Origin of the sequence: Pandoraea pulmonicola, from assembly GCF_000815105.2 — a bacterium.
Classification (GTDB): Bacteria; Pseudomonadota; Gammaproteobacteria; order Burkholderiales; family Burkholderiaceae; genus Pandoraea; species Pandoraea pulmonicola.
Window position 1 is genome coordinate 1,729,279 of the sequence record NZ_CP010310.2, and the last position, 19,772, is coordinate 1,749,050.

Genomic DNA, 19,772 nt, shown 5'->3' on the forward strand with positions numbered 1-19,772 from the left:
CACTTCACGAGATTTTTGCCGGTTTGGCCGCGCCCGGGGCGCTTCGCTGTGATTTGTACAAGTTTCCAGGGCGCGAGGCCGGTGCGACACTGCTTCCAACGAAACGACGAAATCACGCCAAGGAGTCCGTCATGCGCTACATCCCCGGTCTTTTCCCCAAGGTCATCGCCCGCCTGATTGCCCATGTCCTGCGCATCCGGCCCCTGTGATGCGGACGCTCTTTCACGTGCACAGCCCGTTCGTCCTCGTTGTTTGCGGGCTTTCTATTTTGCGAACTTTGGGGAGAAAGGCCTGCAAAGTCGCCAAAGCCCTTAAACTCTCATTTTTTTGTGCTCCGAACGGTGCCCCGAAGCGGTAATCCAGCCGATCTGCCTACTTGGCAGACCCGTTGGTGATTGTGCGGCAACGGATTTGCGAAGCGTTTTTCTCGACGTGCCTTTTTGATCGCCCACTTCGTTCCATGATCCAGTTCATTCGCCGCCGACGCTACCTTGTCGCCAGCCTCGTCGTGCTCGTCGTTCTCGTGGCGCTTGGCCTGCGCAGTCTCGCGACCCCGAAGCCGCCGCAGTACATCAGCGCGAAGGTCGAGCGCAACGACCTCGAGAACACCGTGCTCGCCACCGGCACGCTGGGTGCATTCCAGCAGGTCGACGTGGGCGCGCAGGTCACGGGTCAGCTCAAGTCGCTCAAGGTCAAGCTGGGCGACAAGGTCAAGAAGGGGCAATGGCTGGCGCAGATCGATCCGGTGCTCGCGCAGAACGGCCTGCGTTCGGCCGAGGCCGATATGCAGAATCTGCTCGCGCAGAAGCGCTCGACGCAGGCGCAGCTCAAACAGGCCGAACTGGCGTTCGCCCGCCAGCAGCAGATGCTGCCCGACGAGTCGACCTCGCGGCAGGACTTCGAAGCCGCGCAGGCAACACTCGAAACCCAGCGCGCCACGCTCGCCGGCCTCGAGGCCCAGATCCTCAAGGCGGGCGTTGCGATCGAGACGGGCAAGGCCAATGTCGGCTATACGCGCATCGAGGCGCCGATCGACGGCGAAGTCGTCGCTATCGTCACGCAGGAAGGCCAGACCGTGGTCGCGCAACAGCAGGCGCCAGTGATTCTGAAGCTCGCCGACCTGAACACCATCACGGTCAAGGCGCAGGTCTCCGAGGCCGACGTGATCCGCATTCAACCGGGACAGACGGCGTATTTCACGATCCTGGGCGACGCGGACAAGCGCTACTACGGCAAGCTGCGCGCCATCGAGCCCGCGCCGCAGAACTTCCTCGACACGCAGAGCACGCTCGGCGGCGGCGCCACCCGCAACAACACGGCCGTGTTCTACAACGCGCTGTTCGATGTGCCGAACGCCGACCATCGCCTGCGCATTTCGATGACGGCGCAGGTGAACGTGCTGCTCGGCACGGCGAAGCAGGCGCTGAGCGTGCCGGTGGCGGCGCTGGGCAAGCGCATCGCGGCCAATCGCTATGAAGTCCGGGTGATCGGCGCCGATGGCAAGGCGAGCACGCGCCAGGTCGTCACCGGGCTGAACAATAACGTGCGGGTGGAAATCCGCGAGGGGCTCTCGGAGGGCGAGCGGGTCGTGATCGGCGAGGCGAGCGAGTCCACGCCGGCCACCGCGGAGACGTCCGACGCAGGACAGGCGTAGTCACGGTAGAGGACTTGAACGATGTCGAGCATGTCGAGCACGATCGACTCAACCGCCGCGAACGCCAGCCCGCACCCCATGCTGGAGCTGACCGGCATCACCCGGCGCTTTCCTGCCGGCGAGCGCGATGTCGTCGTGCTGCGCGATGTGAACCTGACCATCGAGGCCGGCGAGATCGTGGCCATCATGGGAGCGTCAGGCTCGGGCAAATCCACGTTGATGAACATTCTCGGGTGTCTCGATCACCCGAGCGAGGGCAGCTACCGCGTGGCCGGGCGCGAGACCCGCGATCTCGGCGCCGATGCGCTGGCCCAACTGCGTCGCGAGCACTTCGGCTTTATTTTCCAGCGCTATCACCTGTTGCCGCACCTGGACGCCGCGTCGAACGTCGAGATGCCTTCGGTCTACACCGGCACGCCCCACGCGGCACGCCGTGCGCGCTCGGTGATGCTGCTCGAACGGCTGGGACTCGCCGAGCGCACCGGTCACCGGCCGAGCCAGCTCTCGGGCGGGCAGCAGCAGCGCGTGAGTATTGCGCGCGCGCTGATGAACGGCGGCGAGGTGATTCTCGCGGACGAGCCGACCGGCGCGCTCGACTCGCGCAGCGGCACGGAAGTGATCCGCATCCTGAAGGAGCTCAACGCGCTGGGGCACACGGTCATCATCGTGACCCACGACGAGAACGTTGCCGCGCATGCCCGCCGCATCATCGAGATTCGCGATGGCGAGATCGTCGCCGACCGACCCAATGCGCCGACGGTCGAAGCGTCGCCGCCCGTCCCGATGGACGAGGCCGAGGAGACGCCAGTCGAGCAGGCGCGTGCCGCCGCCGCCGCGCAGGGCCACGATCCGGCGTCGGCCGACGCCAGCCACGGCGGCGCCGTGCCGCCACGGCGCTGGACCGGGGGCATCGGCCGCTTTGCCGAGGCATTCCGCATGGCGTGGATTGCGCTGATCTCGCACCGTCTGCGCACCTTCCTGACGATGCTTGGCATCATCATCGGCATTACGTCGGTCGTCTCGATCGTGGCGATTGGCGAGGGCGCCAAGCGCTACATGCTGGCCGAGATCGGCAGCATTGGCACGAACACGATCAACATCTATCCCGGCAAGGACTGGGGCGACAACCGCGCCACCACCATCCAGACGCTCGTGCCGGAAGACGTGGCGGCCCTCTCGGAGCAGGTCTACGTCGACAGCGCCACGCCGGAGACGGCGCGCAGTCTGCTGCTGCGCTATCGCAACATCGACGCGAGCGCGATGGTCACCGGCGTGGGCGAGCACTTCTTCCAGGTGCGCGGGCTCCATATCGCGCAGGGCATCGCCTTCGGCGCGGACGAAGTGCGCCGCCAGGCGCAGGTGGCCGTCATCGACGAAAACACGCGTCGCAAGCTCTTCGGCGCCAATCCGAATCCGCTGGGCGAAGTGATCTTCGTGGGCAATCTGCCGTGCGTGGTGATCGGCGTGACGGCCGAGAAGAAGAGCGCCTTCGGCGACATGAAGAACCTGAACATCTGGGTGCCGTACACCACGGCGGCGGGGCGCCTGTTCGGTCAGCGCAACGTCGACAGCATCACCGTGCGCGTGCGCGACGGCCAGCCGAGCAAGGCGGCGGAGAAGAGCCTGGAAACGCTCATGACCCAGCGCCACGGCCGCAAGGACTTCTTCACGTACAACATGGACAGCGTCGTGAAGACGGTCGAGAAGACGAGCCAGTCGCTCACGCTGCTGCTGTCGCTGATTGCCGTGATCTCGCTGATCGTGGGCGGTATCGGCGTGATGAACATCATGATCGTGTCGGTGACCGAGCGCACGCGCGAGATCGGTATCCGCATGGCGGTCGGCGCGCGGCAGAGCGACATCATGCAGCAGTTCCTGGTGGAAGCGGTGATGGTGTGTCTGATGGGCGGCGCGATCGGTATTGCGTTGTCGTTTGGCGCGAGCTTCCTCTTCGCGTTGTTCGTCGCCAAATGGAAAATGGTGTTCTCGATGGGCTCGGTGGTCACGGCGTTCCTGTGCTCGACGCTCATCGGGGTGGTATTCGGCTTCATGCCCGCGCGCAATGCGGCGCGGCTGGATCCGGTTGAAGCGCTGGCACGCGATTGAGGTATGGCCCGATGACCCGAACGATTCCCATGATCCGCATTCCGGACCTGACCCGCACGGCGCTCGCGCTGGCGAGCGCGGCCGCCTTGCTTGCCGGTTGTGCCGGCGTGCGGCACGACCCGCTCCCGGTCGTCCCGGTCCCGGCACAGTGGGCCGGCGCGACCTCGGAGACGGCGGCCACGCAGACCGCACCGACGGGAGCGGCCACGGCAACCACAGCGACCGCCATCATAGCGCCCGACTTCTGGCGCGCATTCGGCGATCCGGTGCTCGACAAACTGATTGCCGACGCGCTGGCCGTCAACAACGATCTGGCCGCCGCGGGCATTCGCGTCTATCGCGCCCAACTGCAGGCTGGCCTGGCGGACACCAACCTCACGCCGTCGGTGTCCATCGACGGCAAGGGTGTCGTGTCACGCCGGCTCGATACCCACGACATGTCGCGCAACAGTGCACTGAACGCCACGGCGAGCTACGAGCTCGACCTGTGGGGCAAGCTCGCCGCGCAGCGCGACGCCGCCCGCTGGGAATTCGAAGCGACCGAAGCCGATCGCGAGGCCATACGCCTTTCCATCATCGGCCAGACGGCGCAGTACTACTGGACGATTGGCTATCTGAACCAGATCATCGGCTACTCGGAGAGCAACATCGCTTACGGCGAGCGCGTGTTGGCGCTGGCCCGCTCGCGCTATGCGGCGGGCGCCATCTCCGCGCTCGACGTGGCGCAGGCAGAGCAGGCATTGGCGGATCAGCGCGCAGCGCTCACGCAGCAATTGCAACAGCGCACCGAGACCCGCAATGCACTCGCGATCCTGTTCGACCGTGCGCCGGAGCGGGCGGCGCACGAGCCGTCGACGTTGCCCACACAGGCACTGCCCGCCGTGCCGGCCGGGCTGCCGGCCGAGCTGCTGGGACGGCGGCCGGATCTGCGCGCCGCGGAACTGCGCCTGCGCGAGACGCTGGCCAACGTCGACGTCACGCGTACGAGCTTCTATCCGACCTTCACGCTCACGGGCGCGCTCGGGACCACGAGCTCGACGCTGGAACGCGTGTTGACCAACCCGATCGGGACGCTGGGCGCCGGCGTGACCTTGCCCTTTATCCAGTGGAACACCATGCAGTTGCAGATCAAGGTGTCGAAGACGCAATATGAAGAGGCGGTCGTCACGTTCCGCAAGAGCCTCTTCACGGCGCTGAGCGAGGTCGAGAACGCGCTGTCCGCCCGCGATCAGCTCGCCAGGGAAAGCGAGCAGCGCGCGCTGTCGCTGGCGCAGGCGCAACGCGCCGAGGCGCTGTTGCGCTCGCGCTATCTTGCCGGCGCGATCGGTATCCAGCCGTGGTTGCAGCAGCAAAAACTGCTGCGCGACTCGCAAGGCGCCGAGGCGCAAGTTCGCCTGAACCGCCTGAATAACCGTATGGCGCTCTACAAGGCGCTTGGCGGGGCTGGCGATACGGCGGACGTCGCAGGCGCGGCGGAGACTTCGGATGCCGCGAAAGCTGCAAATCCCCGCCCCTCCGCGTGAATGGAGAGGGAGTCGGGAGCGACAGGCAAAAAGCCGGCGAGTGCCGGCTTTTTGCTGTGCAGCGCCACACGACGATTTCAGACTTCCTGCGTGCTGGCCTCGGGCGACTTCGGTAGCGTGATGGTGAATGTCGTGCCCACGCCGACCTGGCTCGCCACCTCGATCGTGCCCTTGTGGAACTCGATGGCGGCATAGACGACCGCCAGCCCCACACCCGAACCGTCCTCCAGTACCGCATTGCTGCGCGAACGGAACGACATCTGGAAGATCTCCTTGAGCTCGTCCTCCGGGATGCCGGTGCCGTTGTCGCGCAGGACGACGCGCAACGCTTCGCCCGCATCGGCCACGCCGATCTCGATGGCGGGCGGCGCCATGGTGTATTTCGTGGCGTTGCTCACGAGGTTGATGAAAGCGTGGAACAGCACGTTGCTGTCGCCGATCATGCGGCTGTCCAGGGCTTGCGGGGCCTGCACGGTGATCGTCGCGTTCGGGAACATGTCCGAGCCGACGCCGCGCACGTCCTCGAGCAGCGCCACGAGCGACAGTTCGGCGCGCTTGCCGAACTTCGGATCGTCGAGCGATGCGCTCTGGGCCGCGTCGAGCCAGTTCTGGATCAGGCTGTTGAGCTTGGCGACCGCCTCGCGGATCTTCGTGTAGCGCGGGCGCGAATCGGACTCCTCGTTGCGTGGGCTGAGCAGCCGCTGCGCATGGCCGTCGATCACGTTGAGCAGCGTGCGGAACTCATGGGTGGCCATCGAGCGGAACGTCTTCTGGAAGTTGTTCAGGCGCTCCTCGTTGGCCAGCGCGCGTTGCAGGATGGTGTTCTTCGCCGTGGCGAGCTTCTGGTTGCGCACGAGCGACGCCGTGCTTTCCTGGAACTTGGCGAGCGAACGGGACAGCGCGCCGATCTCGTCGCGGCGCGAGAGCCACGGCAGGCGCAGCTTCTCCTTGCCGGACACGGCATTGCCCGACATCCGGATCAGGCGCGTGAGCGGCTTGAGGATCACCGAGTCCAGGTAGACGAGGCACAGGAGCGTGACGACGATCATCGCGGCGATGAGGGCGTCGATCTGCAGCAGGCGGTTGCGGGCGGTGGTGTTCTTGGCCTCGACTTCCTTGATCAGGGCTTCGGTGCTGCGAAAGACCAGCGAACCGAAGGTGCTGTTCGCCTGCGTGTACTTGTTGTTCGATTCCCCACGGTAGAGCTTCGCGGCCTCGTTGAGCTTGCCGCTCTGGGCGAGCTGGAACACCTGGTTCGAGGCTCGGCGGTACTGCGCCCACTGGGTGAGGAACTTGGAGAAGGCGAGACGGAATTCGTCGTGCGTGAGCACCTTCTGGTAGCGCTCCGAGGCGGCCTTGATCTTCACGTCGAACTCGTCGGCGGCGGCGCGAATGTCCGCGAGCGCCTTGGGCGACATGGGGGCGAGCGCTTCGGACTCCACCGTGCGGAAGTCCGAGATGTAGTCGTTGAGCTCCTCGAGCACGCTCAGGTGCTCGATCTGTGTGCGCTCGGCGGCGATGGCGCGCTGCTGGGAGGTGTCGACTTCGCGATGCACGACCACGCCGACGGCGATCATGGCGGCGAGACACAGGACGAGCAGCAGATACATTCGCCCCCGAATCGGGAGCGGCTTGCTGGAGGAGGGCGGGGCTTTGGACATGCGGGAAGATTCGGCGCGATGGCGCGCTTCAGAGCTGAATGATATTGAGCAGGGCGGCGCGCACCACCGCTTCGGTGCGGGTGGCGACGTTGAGCTTTTCGCGGGCGTTGTCGATGTGGAAATCCACCGTGCGCTTGCCCAGTTCGAGGATGATCGCGATCTCCGCGGACGTCTTGCCGCGTGCGGACCACTGCAGCACCTCGACTTCGCGCTTGCTCAGGCCGAACGGGAGCGGCGCGCCGTCGTCCGGCTCGTCGTGGGCCGTGTACTTGCGGATGACCGTGTCGAGCACGTCGAAGTCGACCGGCTTGAGCATGTATTCGTCGGCGCCCGTGCTGTGCCCGCGCATGATCGATGCCTTGTCGGCGTTGCCGGTCAGGAAGATGAACGGGATCTTGCGCTCGCCCTGGATGATGGCGCGTGCGCTTTCCAGGAATTCGAAGCCGGTCATGCCCGGCACGTTCACGTCGCACAGGATCACGTCCGGCATGAAGGACGCAAGCGTCGCCAGTGCGGTGGAGAAATCGTACGCCACCTTGACGACATAGCCACGATCGGTCAGGTCTTCGCGAATCAGATCGGCGGATTCGTGGTCGTCCTCGATACAGAAAACTTTGGTGGGAGATGACATCCCGCTGGCCCCGGTTTTTTTATGTGGAATAGTGAAATCCTACTAAAAAATCGCGGATGACGAAATTTTCCGGCAAAAAATGGCAGCCGCAGACGGGCGGCCTCGCGCGGAAGAGAGAAAGGACCGCGTGAGGCAGTCCTTTCGGGGGCGGTCGCGATGGGATCGGCAGGGTCGGGTTCAGAAGACATGCGCGAGACCGACGGACCAGGCGAAGTCGGCGAGCACGCCGGTGAAATAGGGGATGAGGGCCATGAGCGTTCTCCTTGTGTGAAGTTTCGGGGTTCCGGCGATTCCGGTGCGCCGACGGTTCAACGGGTTACAGGTTGAAGGGCAGCAGATGGCCGAACTTGCCGTAGAGGTCCGTGGCGAGGAGTGCGAAGGCTTGGAGCATGGGGTTTCTCCTGAGTCTGTGGTGTTGACGAGTCAGTAGCCGAAGACGTGTGCCACCGTGACGGCGCACTGCATGCCGGTTTCCACGCAGGTGTCGCTGTAGAGCAGGCTGTCGATGAAGTCGATGAGGTGTGCCATGGTGTTTCTCCGTGCGTCTATGTGAGTGGTTACTGACTGTGGAGGGGCTCAGCCGAAGATCGGGGCAATGGTGCCGATGAGGCCGAGGAGGGAGGCAAAGCCGTAGGTGATGAGTGCGGGCATGGTGTTTCTCCTTGAATCGATGTGTCCTGGTTTCGGTTCGGGTTTCGGGCTGTCGCTGTGTTGCGTCAGCCGTTGAGTGAAGTATCGTCACCGCCCCCCCGCAGCGAAACTGCGATTAATACAAGTCGCGCCGATTTTCAGGATCCACGTCGTGTAGGAAACAAAAAGATCCTTATTCCATGCGGGTTTACAGCCGGTTTTGAGAAAACCCCGTATAAATCGCAGTGACGCCTGCCGGGGCGCTCCGTACCATTCGCTTCGCCTTTCGAAGCCTTACAGAAGCTATCAATGGATACGGAGTACTGAATGAGGACGATTCGCATGACCAGCGTCGCATTTGCGGCGCTTTGCACGATGATGTCGCCCGCGAAGGCGACGGTCGAGGAGACCATTCTGGACAGCAGGGGCACCCCGTTCATCCGCGCGGTGCTCTTTTCGTCGACCGACCGGGCCTACACGGAGGAGAACGGCACGCCACAATTTTCGTTGGGCCTGCTCTCGCCAGTCCAGACGGCACAGACGTTCGGCGCCTTGCGCCACTGGGCGGAGATCATCAGGGTGACGCCGGGTAGATCACCCGCCATCATCAATATCGGCACGGGCGCCACCCTGAACAACGCGCATGCGTGGAGTCCCTACGCGGATGGCTCGGGCGAGATCGGGACCGGGAACCCGACGCTCGTTCAGGCGGCGTTGCAAAACAGCGAACTGGCCCGGCCCAGCTTTTTCGAGGGGCACGGCGAAATCACAATAGGCAAGATGGATTTTTCGACGGCGCCCTACACGCCATCGCAAATACCGCTCAGCGGGAAGGTGGACCTGTCCGCCGTGATGTTTCACGAGGTCGCCCATGCGCTGGGCGTCGGGTCCAACCAGGACGAGGGGACTTGGCCGGCGACGGGCAATCCTTCTTTTCGCTTCACCACTGTCCTCGATAGCTGGTCTGCGCACCTGTATGACGACAATCATCGCCCCGCCAAATCGGGGCAAGTCATTCTTACGCCAAAGGACGTAGGCATATCCGACCCGACGGCGTTCGATATTCGCACGGACAAGGGGTATTTCACCGGCGCTCACGTCAAGGAAGTGCTCGCCGGCGCCATGGACGGTATTCCAGTCAAGGCCATGGGCGGGGCTGACCTCGACAAGCCGATTCTCTCGCACATCGAGCTCAAGAACGGCTTGATGAGCCACCAGAGCTACCGAAACTATACGGCGTTCATGGAGGCGGAGTTGGCCGCACTGCAGGACATCGGCTACGACATCGACCGGCGCAACTTCTTCGGTCGCTCGATCTACAACGACGGCCAGACCCTCGTCAACGATGCCCCGTTCTTTGGCCGCAATGCCGATGGCACGGCGTATGTGCCGAATACCTACAATACGGCCACGCAAGGTCTCGGATTGCATATTTATGGCAGCGGGAATACGGTTTCGCAGCTTGGCGATCTGCTCACGATCGGGGCGGGCGGCGCCGGCATCCGCGTCGACGGCGTCGGCAACAACGTAACGGTCCTGCCGGGCACACGCATCTACGCGGACGGGAGCAATGGCCGTGGCGTGATGTTCACCTATGGCAAGAACCATAGCTTCACGCAGCGGGGCGACGTCCAGGCGCTCGGGGCACATGGCATTGCCGCGAGCTTCGACTTCGGTCACAGCGCGCTGGGCGATACCGGCAGTGTCCTCGGCGACTATCGGGGTTCATACATCTTCGAGCAGGAAGACCAGGTGAAGCCATTGCTTCCCGAGCTCGACGGCCCACTTGTCACGCGCGCGGACATCACGGGCCGGCTCGCGGGCAGCTATGCGTCGCTGTTCATGTCGGAGAGCGGTTATGTCCAGCAGATCAACATCATGCGCGGGGCGGCGCTTTACGGCGACATCCTCTCGCGCTATTCGCAGCGCGACGCGAGCGGTGCGCTGCGCCTCACGCAACTGACCTTCGGTCTGGCGCCCGACGCCAACGGTGTCGCCACGGAGCAGGTCGACCCGACGTTCAATCTGCGGTACGACGGCCACATCGTCGGCGGCAATCTGTCGCTGGCGATGCGTGGCGGCACGACGCAGATCAACGGCGACCATACCGTGTACGACGTGTCCGTTGCCAATGGCGCAACGCTCACCGGCAACAGCCGCTACACGCTCGATCCGGCGGGGGCCTTCGTCAACGAGGGCACGGTCGCACCGTTGCTGACGGGCGGCTTCATCAGCGTGGCCGGCAACTACATGCAGACGAACACTGGCCGCTTGCTGTCCATGCTCTCGGGCGACGGCACCTTCAGCAAGCTGATCGTGTCGGGCAATGCGGCGCTCGACGGCACGCTCGCCATCGCGCCGCAGCGCGGCTGGTATGCGAGCGGCTTCAGCGTCACGTCGGATCAGTGGCTCAACGCGTCGAGCATCACCGGCGCATTCGCGAACGTGACGACGCTGCTCTCGTCGCCGACGCTCATGGCCTCCGCGACGTCGCTCGGTGCCAATACCTATCGCGTCGACGTCGCGCGCGCGGCGAACGCCTACTCACGATACGGTACGGACGGCAATAGCCGGCAGGTGGGCGCGGCGCTGGACAGGATCGCCGGCAGTGCCGGTGCCGACCTGCAGCCGCTCGTCACGGCGCTCGACTTCTCGGCAGCGGACGGCAGCGACGTCGCCCGCGCGTTGCCGCAGTTCACGCCGGCTGCCTATGGCGCGATGTTCACCGGTGGCCTGCTGCGCGAGCGGCAGATCACCGATATGGTGGCCGCGGCGGTGGGCGCCGATGGCGTGAAGGGAAAAGGCGAGGGCGAGCTCACGGGCAACTGGCGCGGATTCGCGATGCCCTTCGGCAGCGGGTACTGGCGTGGGCGCAGCGGCGATATGGCCGGCGCGAGCGGCAACACGTACGGTGTCGTGTTCGGCGCGGAGAAGGTGGCGGGCGAGGGACGCGACTGGACGTTGGGCGTGCACGGCGCCGTCAGCGGTCAATCGACGCGTCTTGACGGTCAGACACCCGGCTCGGGCAAGACCACGGCGCTCGACGTCGGCGTGCATGCGCGCTTCGCGCCCGATCCGAACGCCGGCCCACATGCATTCGCACTGGCTCGCGTCGGCGTGGAAGACGGCCGCGTCGATCGCACGATCGCCGTGAACGGCTACACCGCCACGCCGCGCGGCACGTGGACCGGTGCGACGGCGTCGGCGACCGTCGGCGGCGGCTGGCGTTGGCAACTGGGCAGCACGGTGAGTGCCGGGCCGTTGGCTGCCCTTGACTACACCGCGCTCTATCGCCCCAGCCTGACCGAAGGCAATGCCGACGGGGCGCGTCTGCATCTGGACAGCAAGACGTTCAACTCGCTGCGCACCCGTTTGGGCGGAGAGTTGCGCTTCGAACTGCCGATGGTCTCGGGCAATGCGCTGACCGCCAATTTGCAGGCGACGTGGAATCACGAATTGACGGGGGGCGCGATCACGCAAAGCGCGAGCTTCGCCGGCTATCCGGGCGCGGCATTCAAGACGCGCAGCGAAGTGGTCGGCCGCGACAGCCTCGGCTTGCAGGCCGGCGTGTCGTACCGCATGGCCAAGCGCATCGTGTTCGGCGCGGCGCTGTCGAGCAACTTCTACAAGGCGGGCAATGCCGACATTGCCGGCTCGGTGTCGGCGACTTGGCGGTTTTGAAGTTTGATCGGTCGGTGCGCCGGTCCATATGACGGCTGCCGCTTGCCGATGGTGAGACGCCCGGGGATTGTCTTCCGGGCGTTTCTTGTTGTGGGACAAAGATGACGGACGTCGGCGTTCCCTTTTTCTCCGACGTAGGCGGCATGAATCGTCGATAAATGGGGTATTCCCAAATCCGCGAAAATCGGTAGTCTATGGGATTCCCGCGGATTCCTGCGAACAAAAACCTTCCGCTGCCAGGATGCAATCATTCGGAACATTCCATGACTGAGCCTCGTTTGACGATCCCTGACCAGAATGAATGGGAAAACTGGTTGACGCACAACGGTGAAACGTCGACTGGCGTATGGCTGCGACTTGCAAAAAAGGGCGCCAGCAAGCCGACCTTGACTTACGCGCAGGCAGTGGAAAGCGCCCTTTGCCATGGCTGGATCGACGGTCAGAAACAGGCTGAGAGCGATGAGTACTGGTTACAGCGCTTCACTCGGCGCTCCGCACGGAGTATTTGGTCCAAGCTCAACAAAGACCGGGCCGAAGCGCTGATCGCCGCAGGCAGAATGCTTCCTTCGGGCATGCGGGAAATCGAGAAGGCCAAAGCGGATGGCCGCTGGGAGGCTGCCTATACCTCGGCCAGCAACTCGGTGGTGCCGGACGACCTGCAGGCTGCGCTGGACGCCAATCCCAAGGCCGGCGCGTTCTTTGCGACGCTGAACAGCCAAAACCGTTTCGCCATCCTGTTTCGGATCCAGAACGTCAGGAGGCCCGCGACACGGGCGCGCAAGATCGAGGAGTTCATCGCGATGCTGAGTCGCGGCGAGACGATTCATCCCCAGGGGCGGAAAGTCGGGGTCCGATGAGGCCGTCGGATGTTGCCGTGCTCAGGAAGAGCGGCCCGCTGTCATCCGTGTTGCATTGATCAGTGGAATCCACCACCCGAAGCGAACGCGGTGAGCTTCAAAGCGCTCGACTTTAGGTGTCTTCGGGGCGGTGGATCTTATCGCTGAGGGGGTCTTATCCTGATTACTGGCTCGATTCGTCTGCTGACCATACAGCCAGTTCATAGCCGTCGTGATCAATAAAGTGGAAGCGCCGGCCACCAGGGAACGAGAAAGTCTGACGGCTGATGGTGGCCCCCGTTGCTTCGATTTTTCGTTGGGTTTCAACCAGATCGTCAGCGTAGAGAATGACTAGCGGGCCACCCGGCCGGATGGGCTCACCGGTTGTAAACCCACCCGTGATCCGGCCGTCGCGAAACTCGGTGTAGGTCGGGCCGTAATCGGTGAAGGTCCAGCCGAAAACGCTGCCATAGAATGCCTTGCTTCGTGCAATGTCGCCGACATTGAATTCAATGTTATCGATCTGGCTGTCTTTGCCTCGCATGCTCATCAGTATCACTTCCCTTGGTTGTTTGCCGAGAGGCAATTATAGGCACTGCGATCGTCCGTAGCGACATGGCATCGAACGGTTCCGGAGTTGCGGCTTTCTGGTCGTCGATCACCATTCACGCCCCCCCACGGTTAACCAACCAAAATGGTTGTTAACTATTTCTGAAAGCGTCCATTCAACCGTCCCGTGGTGCTATACAAGGCATGGGGCTTTCCATGATTTAGCCTGCCTTAACGGGCAGCGCTCCCTCGCGCAATTTTCCCGAACTGACCGATGAGTGTTTGATAGGTCAGCGCACGCTATTGCGGTCCACGATCGCCATGATGAATCAGGTCCGTTGGCGGCGGAGCATAGTCCTTTCGCATTTGCTCAATCACACCGTCCTTTATCGCGACGCCTCGCTGAGCGCATCGTGATTTTTTTAGGAGGTGATGCTTGATTCCGAGCAAGACCAAATCGCGGCTGAGCGGTGCCAGTTTGACCGTCTTATCGCGAAACTCCTTTATACAGGCCGCTCTTGGAATTTGATTCATGGATACCTTCGTTTCTCGATTTTATGAAACGTTGATTTTCATTTTTCCCGGCCGAGTTCCTTCTGGTATTAACCCTATGATGTATGTGCCTGTATATACGACTATGATGGGTTTCAATTTGTCGCAAAGCAATCGCAATTACCGTTCCGCTTTTCCGTCTTTCCGTCTTCCTTTTTTCTAACGCTACCGGCGTCCCCGAAATGAAGATTCGTCAAGTTATTTACGCCATATGCCGCTCAGGCTATTTCAACAAGGATCTGGCCGCTGTGAAGTCCCATGGCCGAAACAACGGCAGCTTCGTCGAGGGGGCCCCCTTGACGCCAGGCTATACCGCTATCGTGCAACCAGGCGCCACGTTGTCGGTGATGCTGGTTCTGGAGGACGGCAGCATTGGCATTGGCGAATGCGCGGACGTGATTTTCTCCGGGGTCGCGGGCCGTGATCCGCTATTCATTCCCGCGGACCATATGCCTTTGCTCGAATCGTCGGTTCGCGATTGGCTGGAAGGCAGAGACGTCGGAACGTTCAAGGACAACGCCGACGCCTTCGATCGTATGGAAACCGACGGCCGGCGTTTGCATACCGCCATTCGTTACGGTGTGACGCAGGCACTTCTCGCGGCGACGGCAATTGCCAACAGGAAGACGCCAGCGGAGATCGTGGCAACGGAATATGGGACCGCGGTATCCACGACCCCCATCGGCTTGCTGGCATCCTGCCATCGTGGCGACGCCCTGCAACTCGATCGCGTGATCATGAAGCAGGCGGCGTTGTTGCCGCATGCGTCATTTACCGTGGCCTCCGATCTAGGGGACGACGCGTGCGTTCTCACGGATTATGCAAAGAGTATTGCCAGCCGCATTCAGGAAATGGGAGCGCCGGATTACAAGCCGAAGATCCACCTCGACCTTTACGGTACCTTGGGGGAACTCTTTTCAGGCAATCTCGAAAAACTGGCCGATTACATCTCAGGGCTGACGAACGCGGTTGCCCCGTTCGAACTGCTGCTCGAGTCACCGATCATCGCTCCGACGCAAGCCGAGCAAATCAATGTTCTCAAACGCCTCAAGGAAATGCTGCGCGCGCGCGGCGCCCACGTGGGGCTGATCGCGGACGAGTGGTGCAACACGCTGGAGGACATCCGCCTGTTTACAGCGGCGAAGGCCTGCGACTTCGTACAGATCAAGACGCCTGATCTCGGTGGCATCAACAACAGCATCGAGGCGGTGATCTACTGCAAGTCCAACGGCATGGGCTGCTGCCTGGGCGGCACGGCAAACGAGACGGATCTGTCGGCGCGCATCACGGCACAGATCGGCCTCGCGACCGGCCCGGACTTCATGCTGTCCAAGCCGGGCATCGGCGCCGACGAAGGGATCATGATTCTCGCCAATGAAATGCTGAGAACGCTTGCGATCCTCGAGCAGCGGCAGTGAACACATCGACTGAATTCGCTCGCCCGCTGACATCCATGAAATATCCTTGCCATCCCTATTCCCCATGCCGGGCCCCGCGTTGGTCTCTTGCATTGGCGGTTGCCGGCATGCTCGCCGCGTTCGCGCTCGCCGATACCGCCAGCGCTCAGGTGCCCAAGCGTGGTGGCACTGCCGTTGTTGCGCTGGGGGCAGAGCCCGCAAGTCTCAGTCCCGACACGACGAATTCCGTTCCGGACGTCGCCGTGGGGTGCATGCTCTACGAGGGCCTTGTTCGCTTCAGGCAGGGCTTCGAAATCGTCCCGGGCCTGGCCAAGTCGTGGGTCATTTCACCGGACGGTCTGACTTACAAGTTCGAACTGCAGCCGGCGAAATGGCATGACGGCGTCCCCGTCACGTCGGATGACGTGAAATTCACGTTGGAGGAGATCAGCAGCAAGTACGGCCCACGCTTCAACACACCGGGCAAGTTCATCGATCGCATCGAGACGCCGTCGCCAAGCAGTGTCGTCATTACGCTGAAGAAGCCGTTTGCGCCATTCCTTTTCTCGCTGGCATGCGAGCAGAATGCGGCGATCATGCCGGCGCATATCCTTCGCGGCACGGATATCCCGAACAATCCCGCGGTCCTGAGCCGGCCGGTCGGCAACGGCCCGTTCAAGTTCTCCAAATGGGTTCGGGGCAGCCATGTGGTTTTGGTGCGCAATCCCGACTACTGGCGTGCGAACGAACCCTATCTGGATCGTATCGTGGTGATGATAATGCCGGATGCCGCGACGCGAATGCTGGCACTGCGCGCAGGCGAAGTCGACTACATCGTGCCCGACTACGTGCCGCTCAGCGCGGTCCAGATGATCAGGCACGACCCGCAGTTTCAAGCCAGGGAAGTGAGCTATCCGGGCAGTGATCTGATCATCCTGAACACCAAAAACCCCGTGCTGGCGAAACGAGAGGTGCGTCAGGCGTTGCTTCTCGCCATCGACCGGAAGTTCATTCACGAAAAGGTGTACTACGGACTTGGGGGAATCCCACGCAGTGCATTCGATACGCGTCTCTGGGCATATGACAAGGATGTCGACTACGAGACGATGTATCCCTACGACCCGGCACGGGCAAGAAAGCTGCTCGACGATGCCGGTCTGAAGCCGGGACCCGATGGGACGCGTTTCACGATACGCCTTCTGTTTGAAACCGGCCGTCCGGAGTGGATGCCCGCCGCACAGGCATTGCAACGCTTCTGGGAGAACGTAGGTGTCAAGGTGGTGCTCGATGGTGCGGAGCGCGCGGTGATTCTCAAGCGTGTTTACAGCGACAACGACTTCGACGCGACATTGCAGACGTACTCCACGCTGGGCGATCCGGCATTGGGGATTGCGCGCACTTACACCACGGACTCGATCAAGAAAGGCGTCTTGTTCAACAACGTTTCCCAGTATTCGAATCCGGAGGTCGACCGGCTCTTCGGCGTCGGTCGCGATGCGCATATCCAGGCGGATCGGCAGAAGGCTTACAACCGCGTACAGGAAATTCTCGCGCGGGACCTGCCCGTACTCAATCTACACCAGCAGCCTCAGTTCGCTGTGGCATCGACTCGTCTTCACGGACTCTGGCAGGGGGCGAATCAGCAATGGTGGGGGAGCGTGTGGATGAAGTAGTCGTGGCGCTGCCTTGACCGGAGATGGAGACGTTGCCATTCGATGATGGGGCGCTGGCGGGTAGGGTTCGCGCTGCCGTTGCGTCCGCAGAAAAAAAAGGAATTTGAGATGGTTCGCAATCTTCTGTCCCGCCTGAGCTGGGGGAGCGGCGAGCGGGTTCCTGTGACACCCCACAGGCCTCCCAGGAAATGGGTCGAGACGCTTCGCTATCTACGGGGGCGACTGTACTGGGGCGTGTTTGTCGTGTTTGCGATTCTGGTCGTGAACTTCCTGATCGTGCACATGGTTCCCGGCGATCCGCTTCACGCACTGCTCGGCGATTTCCCGGTGCCTCCGGAGTATGCCGAGAAAATTCGCGCCGATTTCGGGCTGGACAAGCCGTTGTATTCGCAGTTGGGCCTCTATCTCGTGAATCTGGTGCAGGGGAATCTCGGGTACTCGTTCGCGAACCGCATGCCGGTGCTCGACCTCATTCTCAGCCGTCTGGGCCCCACGATGGTCCTCATGCTGCCGGCGCTGTTCTGCGCCTCCATCGTCGGCATCGTCCTGGGCATCACCGCGGCCCCGAAGGCCGGCAACTGGCAAGACAGCGTGATTACAGCGCTATCGCTGTTCGGCTACTCGGTTCCGCCGTTCTGGCTTGGCCAGATGCTCATGATCGTTTTTGCGATTCAACTCGGGTGGTTGCCGGTCCTCGGGATGATGAGCATGCGCGAGGAACTGACCGGGTTCGGTGTGATATGGAGCATCGCCAGGCATCTGGTGCTGCCGGGCATGAGCGTGATGATGTTCTATGTGGCCATCGTCTCGCGCGTCGCCAGGGCCAGCGTGAGCGAAGCGCTGCACAACGACTACGTGCTTACCGCGAAAGCGAAGGGCCTTTCGCGTCGGACCATCATGTGGCGGCACGTGTTGCCGAACGCCATGATTCCGGTGATCACCGTGATCGGCTACAACTTTGGCCAATCGCTTACCGGTGCAATCCTGGTGGAAACGGTCTTTGCATGGCCGGGTATCGGTAGTCTTTTCATCACGTCCATCGCAAACCGGGACTATCCGGTTTTGCAGGGCATCTTTTTGTTGAGTGCGGTTTCGGTGGTTGCCGTGAACATTCTCACCGATATCCTGTATGTGCTTCTCGACCCGCGAGTCAGGACCAGAAATGAAACGCAATAATCGCTTCTTCAAGAGCATGGCGCATCAGCACAGCGGCATGATGGCGGGATGTTTTATCGGCGTGCTCGTCCTGATTGCCCTGCTTGTCGGTTTCTTTCCGTCAATGGATCCGTTCGCCATGAGCAACGATTCATTCATGCCGCCGTCCGCCCAGTTCTGGCTGGGCTCGGACGAGTTGGGGCGAAGTGTCGCCGCCGGCGTGCTGTACGGCGCCCGGATCTCGTTGACGGTGGGCTTCTTCGCGGCGTTGGTTGCCACGGGAATCGGGGTGCTTCTGGGCGCTGCGGCAGGCTTCTACGGCGGGTGGTTCGAAACCGTGGTCATGCGCACTTCCGAGTTTTTTCAAGTGATTCCGAGTTTCATCCTGGCGGCCGTGATCGTCGCGATGACCGGCACGGGACTCGTTCAGATCATCGCGGTGGTGGGATTGCTCGCCTGGCCCCAGGTGGCCAGAGTCATGCGTGGAGAGGTATTGCGCGTCAAACAGCTCGAGTTCGTCGATGCCGTCCGATGCCTGGGCTTGAGCGAAGGGCGTGTGCTGTTTGGCGAGGTGATTCCGAATGCCGTCGCGCCGGTATTGGCGGTGGGCACGCTGATCGTGGGCCAGGCAATTCTGCTGGAAGCTTCTCTGAGTTTCCTGGGGCTATCAAGTGCCGAGTTGGTAAGTTGGGGGCGGATGCTCAACAGTGGACAGCGCTTCCTGTTCAACGCCTGGTGGCTTTCGTTCTTCCCGGGGGCAGCCATTTTTCTTACGGTGCTCGCATTCAATCTGTTCGGCGATGCTGTCGCCGCGGTTTTCAACCCACGCAATGCGAGGTGATCATGGGGAATCTTCAGAAAGCCGAGGCAGACACTCGACGCGATATTCCGATCCTGCAAACTGAATCGCTGCGGATCGACTATCAAACTCGCAACGGTACCGTGACGGCCGTGCAGGACGTCTCCATACACGTCGGGGAAGGGGAGTCGGTCGCGCTGGTCGGCGAATCCGGCTCGGGAAAGTCCACGGTCGCGCGCGCGATGCTCGGGCTGCTTCCCGGGCGCATTGCTCACGTCAGTGACGGACGTATTCTCATCGACGGACAGAATGTCACTCGGTTCAGCGAACGAAAATGGGAAACCGTACGCGGTCATCCTGTTGCGATGGTGTTTCAGGATCCATTGAGCTATCTCAATCCAGTGATGCGAATTGGCCGGCAGATTGCCGAGAGCGTCAAGCGACACGACAGGGGGATTGCCGATGTGGACGCCCGCGTCGATGAGTTGCTGAGCCTGGTCCGCTTACCGCAGGGCGCCGCGCAATCCTATCCGCATGAACTTTCTGGCGGGATGCGCCAACGCGTTCTTCTCGCCGTCGCGCTTGGCTGCCGGCCTCGACTGCTGATCGCCGATGAGCCGACGACTGCGCTCGATGTCACTACGCAAGCCGAGATTCTGGCGCTGCTTCGCGATCTGCGCCGGCGATTGGGCATGGCGATGCTTCTGATCAGTCACGATCTCGGCGTAGTTCGTGAAGAATGCGATCGCGTGTATGTGATGTTCCGAAGCCGCATCGTCGAGAAGGGGAACACTCGGGAAGTCTTCGCATCTCCGTCGCACCCCTATACGGCGGGGTTGATCAGGGCCGCGCAGGCAGCGCGCAACAGCGAAGGACGCTTCGAAACCATCGTGGGCGAATACTCCACGACGACAGATTGAGTACC

12 protein-coding genes and 1 pseudogene are annotated in these 19,772 nt (G+C 62.3%); 10 read left to right on the forward strand and 3 right to left on the reverse strand.

Annotated elements, in window-relative coordinates; genetic code table 11:
* Window positions 1–460: 460 nt before the first annotated feature.
* The 3 genes and pseudogenes from macA to RO07_RS07565 form a co-directional block, all read left to right on the forward strand.
* Window positions 461–1,654: a macrolide transporter subunit MacA gene (gene macA / locus RO07_RS07555; RefSeq protein ID WP_039409469.1), complete on the forward strand. Its 1,194-nt coding sequence runs from the start codon at window positions 461–463 to the stop codon at window positions 1,652–1,654.
* Window positions 1,655–1,684: 30 nt separating this feature from the next.
* Complete coding sequence (locus RO07_RS07560) at window positions 1,685–3,760, forward strand: MacB family efflux pump subunit (RefSeq protein ID WP_052267545.1); 2,076 nt, start codon at window positions 1,685–1,687, stop codon at window positions 3,758–3,760.
* Between the two features lie 29 nt (window positions 3,761–3,789).
* Window positions 3,790–5,208, forward strand: a pseudogene (locus RO07_RS07565) (efflux transporter outer membrane subunit); the annotation flags it as partial.
* A 152-nt stretch (window positions 5,209–5,360) separates the two neighbouring features.
* Here the strand turns inward: RO07_RS07565 and RO07_RS07570 are convergent.
* Entirely contained in the window at window positions 5,361–6,944 is a 1,584-nt protein-coding gene (locus RO07_RS07570) for a sensor histidine kinase (RefSeq protein WP_084072506.1), read from the reverse strand.
* Window positions 6,945–6,972: 28 nt separating this feature from the next.
* Window positions 6,973–7,575, reverse strand: a complete 603-nt coding sequence (locus tag RO07_RS07575) for a response regulator transcription factor (protein WP_039409474.1) — start codon at window positions 7,573–7,575, stop codon at window positions 6,973–6,975.
* 972 nt (window positions 7,576–8,547) lie between these two features.
* Here RO07_RS07575 and RO07_RS07580 point away from each other — a divergent pair.
* Both RO07_RS07580 and RO07_RS07585 read left to right on the forward strand, forming a co-directional pair.
* A complete protein-coding gene (locus RO07_RS07580; protein ID WP_160118057.1) occupies window positions 8,548–11,886 on the forward strand; it encodes an autotransporter outer membrane beta-barrel domain-containing protein in 3,339 nt (1,112 codons plus the stop codon).
* A 263-nt stretch (window positions 11,887–12,149) separates the two neighbouring features.
* A complete protein-coding gene (locus RO07_RS07585) occupies window positions 12,150–12,743 on the forward strand; it encodes a YdeI/OmpD-associated family protein (protein WP_039409477.1) in 594 nt (197 codons plus the stop codon).
* 163 nt (window positions 12,744–12,906) lie between these two features.
* Here RO07_RS07585 and RO07_RS07590 read toward each other — a convergent pair whose 3' ends face one another.
* Window positions 12,907–13,272, reverse strand: coding sequence for a VOC family protein (locus tag RO07_RS07590; protein WP_039409479.1), 366 nt, complete (start codon window positions 13,270–13,272; stop codon window positions 12,907–12,909).
* Between the two features lie 733 nt (window positions 13,273–14,005).
* Between RO07_RS07590 and RO07_RS07595 the strand changes: the two genes are divergently transcribed.
* The 5 genes from RO07_RS07595 (at window position 14,006) to RO07_RS07615 (ending at window position 19,767) form a co-directional block, all read left to right on the forward strand.
* The gene (locus RO07_RS07595; RefSeq protein WP_039409480.1) at window positions 14,006–15,241 is read left to right on the forward strand and encodes a methylaspartate ammonia-lyase; all 1,236 of its coding nucleotides are present in this window, start codon (window positions 14,006–14,008) and stop codon (window positions 15,239–15,241) included.
* A gap of 107 nt (window positions 15,242–15,348) precedes the next feature.
* Window positions 15,349–16,893, forward strand: a complete 1,545-nt coding sequence (locus tag RO07_RS07600) for an ABC transporter substrate-binding protein (RefSeq protein ID WP_052267105.1) — start codon at window positions 15,349–15,351, stop codon at window positions 16,891–16,893.
* Between the two features lie 108 nt (window positions 16,894–17,001).
* Window positions 17,002–18,069, forward strand: a complete 1,068-nt coding sequence (locus RO07_RS07605; protein ID WP_160118056.1) for an ABC transporter permease — start codon at window positions 17,002–17,004, stop codon at window positions 18,067–18,069.
* Window positions 18,056–18,889 (forward strand): ABC transporter permease, encoded by an 834-nt coding sequence (locus RO07_RS07610; protein WP_052267107.1) that lies wholly within the window; start codon window positions 18,056–18,058, stop codon window positions 18,887–18,889. Before RO07_RS07605 ends, RO07_RS07610 begins: the two co-directional genes overlap by 14 nt.
* Before the next feature lie 2 nt (window positions 18,890–18,891).
* Window positions 18,892–19,767: an ABC transporter ATP-binding protein gene (locus RO07_RS07615; protein WP_052267108.1), complete on the forward strand. Its 876-nt coding sequence runs from the start codon at window positions 18,892–18,894 to the stop codon at window positions 19,765–19,767.
* The last annotated feature ends 5 nt before the right edge of the window (window positions 19,768–19,772 follow it).